We start from the raw sequence: 3,701 nt of genomic DNA on the forward strand, positions 1-3,701 counted from the left end.
ACTTCTTCATTGATGACCATGGTGCCGATTTCCGCGGCAAAGGCCGACCCGGACCGTCCCGCAAGCAGGATGGCCGTCACCAGCGGGCCAAGCTCGCGCAGCATGGAAAGGCCAAGGAGGTTGGCCACGTAGATGTCCGCGCCAAAGCGCTGCATGGGGACGGCGGATTGAAAGGCCGTAATAAGGCCCATGAGGAAGCCGATAAGGGCGATGATGGGCAGGGCGTTGACGCCCGCGCTCTCGCAGGTGGCGATGGTGTCCTTCCACCGGATGCAGGAGGGCGAGCGCATGGCGCACAGCAGAGAGAACGCGCCTTCGCCCACAAAGGTGACAAGGTCCTTGAAGTCGCGGGCCACGGCCACGGCGGAGTCGCCGACCTGCTCCACAAATCCGCCACGGCGGGGCGCGGTGGGCGCGGCAAGGTCCGCCCCGTCAAAGAGGGCCAGCAGGCGGTCGTGGTCGGCGTTGGTGCCGGTCAGGGGCGGCGCATCGCCGCGCGTGGCGGCCTGCCGCATGCGCAGAATTAGCCCCGCGCCCATGGTGTCCAGATAGCTGACGCGCGAGAGGTCGATAAACGCGCATTCTCCGGCGCCGGCCAAGCCCAGAGCCTGCTTCCAGATGACGGACGTGCCGCGCGAATCCAGCCGTCCGGCAAGGATGATGCCGCCGCCCTCGCGGGTGACGGATGCGGGGGGAGCATGCTTCGCTGGTGTGTGGCGCGTGGTTTCCATTGCATGGTTATATAAGTAACCGCCCTCAATCGCAATGTCAGACGCGGCTGTGACGCCGCAGTGCCTACCATGGCGCGCCGTCAATGGCGCGAAACCCACATCGCGGCGCGAGTTTCCTCCGCCTGTATTTGGCGGCAGAGGAAAAGCCTTGTCCGCCCTGCCTTTTGCCTGCGTTGATGTATCTTTTGACACCCTGTTGACCCGGTATGGTTTCCATGCAAAAGTGAAGGAAACTTTGGAAACGTGAATGGTTTCCTCGGTGAAAGGAGAGCACAATGGATGAGAAACGCCGCGAACGCATTTTGGCCGTCGCCGCAGAGAAGTTTGAGCAATATGGTCTGCGCCGCGTGACCATGGATGACATCGCCCACGAACTGGGGATGAGCAAGAAGACGCTGTACAAGGTCTTTCAGGGCAAGGAAGCCCTTGTGGACGAATACGTCCAGCGGTCCATGGAGCAGCGCCTTGGCGAGGTGTTTACGGCCATGGAGTCCGCGGACAAGGTGACGGACTGCTTTGGCGCGGTGTACCGCCGCATTTTTGCCTTTTCCTCCAAGATATCCCAGCCCTTTATGCGCGACCTCAAGCGCGAGTACCCGCAGATTTGGGAGCGCGTGCAACTGCGGCGCGCCCGCGGGCTCCAGCGCTATACGGCCCTTATCCGCAAGGGCGTGGCGCAGGGCGAAATCCGCCCCTCCATTGACCCGGAAATCGCCACGGGCATCATCAGCGCGGTCATCAACAACTACATGGTTCCGGAGACCTTTGACGAGGGCAAGGAGCCAAACGAAGTGGCCCGGACGTGGTTCACCATGTTGACCTCCGGGCTGTTCATCACGCCGCCGTCTCTTGACGAGCATGCTGATGGTGAAACCGCCGGGGACAAGAGCGCCGATAAGACGCCCGCAGGCCAGTAGGGCGCGGGCCATGGAACGACATGTGTGCAACACGTCCGCAGTGCGGACGGGAAGGGAGTGGGGACTATGAAGAGGGTGTCGCGCCGGATGCTTCTTGTTCCGGTAGTGCTCATCGGAGTGCTTATTTTTGTGGCGCTGGTGAAGACCAAGCAGCAGCCCCAGCGGCTTGAGGGGACGGAGATTGCCCGCGCTGTGCGTGTTATCCCCGCGCCGGAGGTGGACGTGGTGCCCCGCGCCGTGGGCTATGGCAACGTGCAGCCCGCGCAGGTGTGGGAGGCCGTGGCCGAGGTCAGCGGCAAGGTGGTCGCCGTGCACACCAGCCTTGATGCCGGGGCTATTTTGCCCGCCGGGGCGGAACTGTTGCGCATAGATCCCACCAGCTACCGCCTTGCCCGCCAGCGCGCCGAGGCCGACGTGCAAAGCGCACTGGCCCGGCTGCGTGAGTTGGACCAAAAAAAGCGCAATACCGAGCGGCAACTGACCGTGGAATCCGAGGCCCTCACCATCAGCCGGGCGGAACTTGAGCGCAAGCGCCGCCTGCTGGAAAGTGGCACCATTTCCCGCTCCGAGTTCGACCGCGAGGAACGCGCGTGGCTCAGTCAGCGCAACGCCGTGCAGACCTATCAAAGCACGCTGGACCTCATCCCCGCCGAGCGCCAGCGCCTGCGCGCTACGCTGGACTCCGCCCGCGCCCGGCTGGAGGACGCCCGCCGCGATGTGGAACACACCGTCATCCGCGCGCCCTTTGAGTGCCGCATCGCCACGGTGAATGTGGAGAAGACGCAATACGTTTCGCCCGGTCAGGTGATGGTTGTGGCGGACTCCATTGGCGCGTCCGAGGTGCCTGCGCAGGTGCCGCTGGCCGCATTTCTGCGCCTGCTCAGCCCCGGCAAGGCGCCCCTTGTTCCCCTCAAGCAGGTCGATATGGACGATATCCGCCGCGCCATCGGTGTGGACGCCACCGTGCGGCTGGACCTGCCCGGCGGGGCGGTGGCATGGGACGCGCGCCTGTCGCGCCTGTCCGATACCATTGACCCGCAAACGCGCACCGTGGGCGTTATCGTGGTGGTGGACAACCCCTACGTGCAGGCGCGCCCCGGCGAGCGCCCGCCACTGGTCAAGAACATGTACTGCGAAGTGGAACTGCGCGGGAAGCCGCGGGGCAAGCGCGTCGTGGTGCCACGCTCCGCCGTGCGCGAGGGGCGCGTGAACGTGGTGGACGCCGAAAACCGCCTGCGCTTTCGGCCGGTGCGTGTGGACATGGTGCAGGGCGACGTTGCGGCCCTGCTGGAGGGGGTTGCCCCCGGCGAGCAGGTGGTGATTACGGACCTTGTTCCGGCGGTGGAAGGCATGCTCCTTGACCCGCGTGTGGATGATGAGGCCCTGAGCCGCGTGCGCGCCGAGGCCACCGGAGCGGGGGCGGTCCGATGAAGGCCATCAAGCCCGCCGTAGAATTCTTTACCGCGCATCCCACAGCCGCCAACCTGCTGATGGGGATATTCCTGTTCCTTGGCGTGTTGACGGTGTCGGACCTGCAGCGCGAAACCCTGCCCGACTTCACCGCGCCCGAGGTGGAAGTGAGCGTCGTCTATCCCGGTGCTACGGCCGAGGAAGTGGAAAACGCCATATGCCAGCGCATTGAGGACGCCGTGGACAGCGTGACCGGCGTGTACGAGGTGCGCAGCGAGGCCCGCGAGGGCCTTGGCAGTGTGGTGGTGGAGATGGTCGAGGGCGGCGATATGCCCCAGTTCCTCAACGACGTGCAAACGGAAATCGACGCCATTGACGACTTTCCCGACACGGCGGAGGACCCGGTGGTCAAACAGCTGGGGCGTACGGACATGGTGGTGTCCGTGGCCGTTACCGGCCCGATGACCGCGTCGGACCTCAAGCTCTACTGCGAGGGCGTGAAGGACCGCATGGTCATGCTCCCCCAGATTTCGCAGGTGGATATTCAGGGCTTTTCCGACCATCAAATTCGCATTGAACTGCGTGCGGGCACGCTGATGCAGTACGGGCTGAGCGTCTCGGACATTGCGGACCGCATTGCCGC

4 protein-coding genes are annotated in these 3,701 nt (G+C 64.6%); 3 read left to right on the forward strand and 1 reads right to left on the reverse strand.

The window, feature by feature from the left end:
* The coding region (locus tag ACY69P_RS15070) for an ABC transporter permease (RefSeq protein ID WP_462328065.1) at window positions 1-731 on the reverse strand (731 nt) is incomplete at its 3' end.
* Window positions 732-1,006: 275 nt separating this feature from the next.
* Between ACY69P_RS15070 and ACY69P_RS15075 the strand changes: the two genes are divergently transcribed.
* The 3 genes from ACY69P_RS15075 to ACY69P_RS15085 form a co-directional block, all read left to right on the forward strand.
* The gene (locus ACY69P_RS15075; protein WP_462328066.1) at window positions 1,007-1,648 is read left to right on the forward strand and encodes a TetR/AcrR family transcriptional regulator; all 642 of its coding nucleotides are present in this window, start codon (window positions 1,007-1,009) and stop codon (window positions 1,646-1,648) included.
* A gap of 66 nt (window positions 1,649-1,714) precedes the next feature.
* Window positions 1,715-3,079, forward strand: a complete 1,365-nt coding sequence (locus ACY69P_RS15080; protein WP_462328067.1) for an efflux RND transporter periplasmic adaptor subunit — start codon at window positions 1,715-1,717, stop codon at window positions 3,077-3,079.
* The coding region (locus ACY69P_RS15085; protein WP_462328068.1) for an efflux RND transporter permease subunit at window positions 3,076-3,701 on the forward strand (626 nt) is incomplete at its 3' end. The genes ACY69P_RS15080 and ACY69P_RS15085, both read left to right, overlap by 4 nt.

Source organism: Desulfobaculum sp., assembly GCF_054921475.1.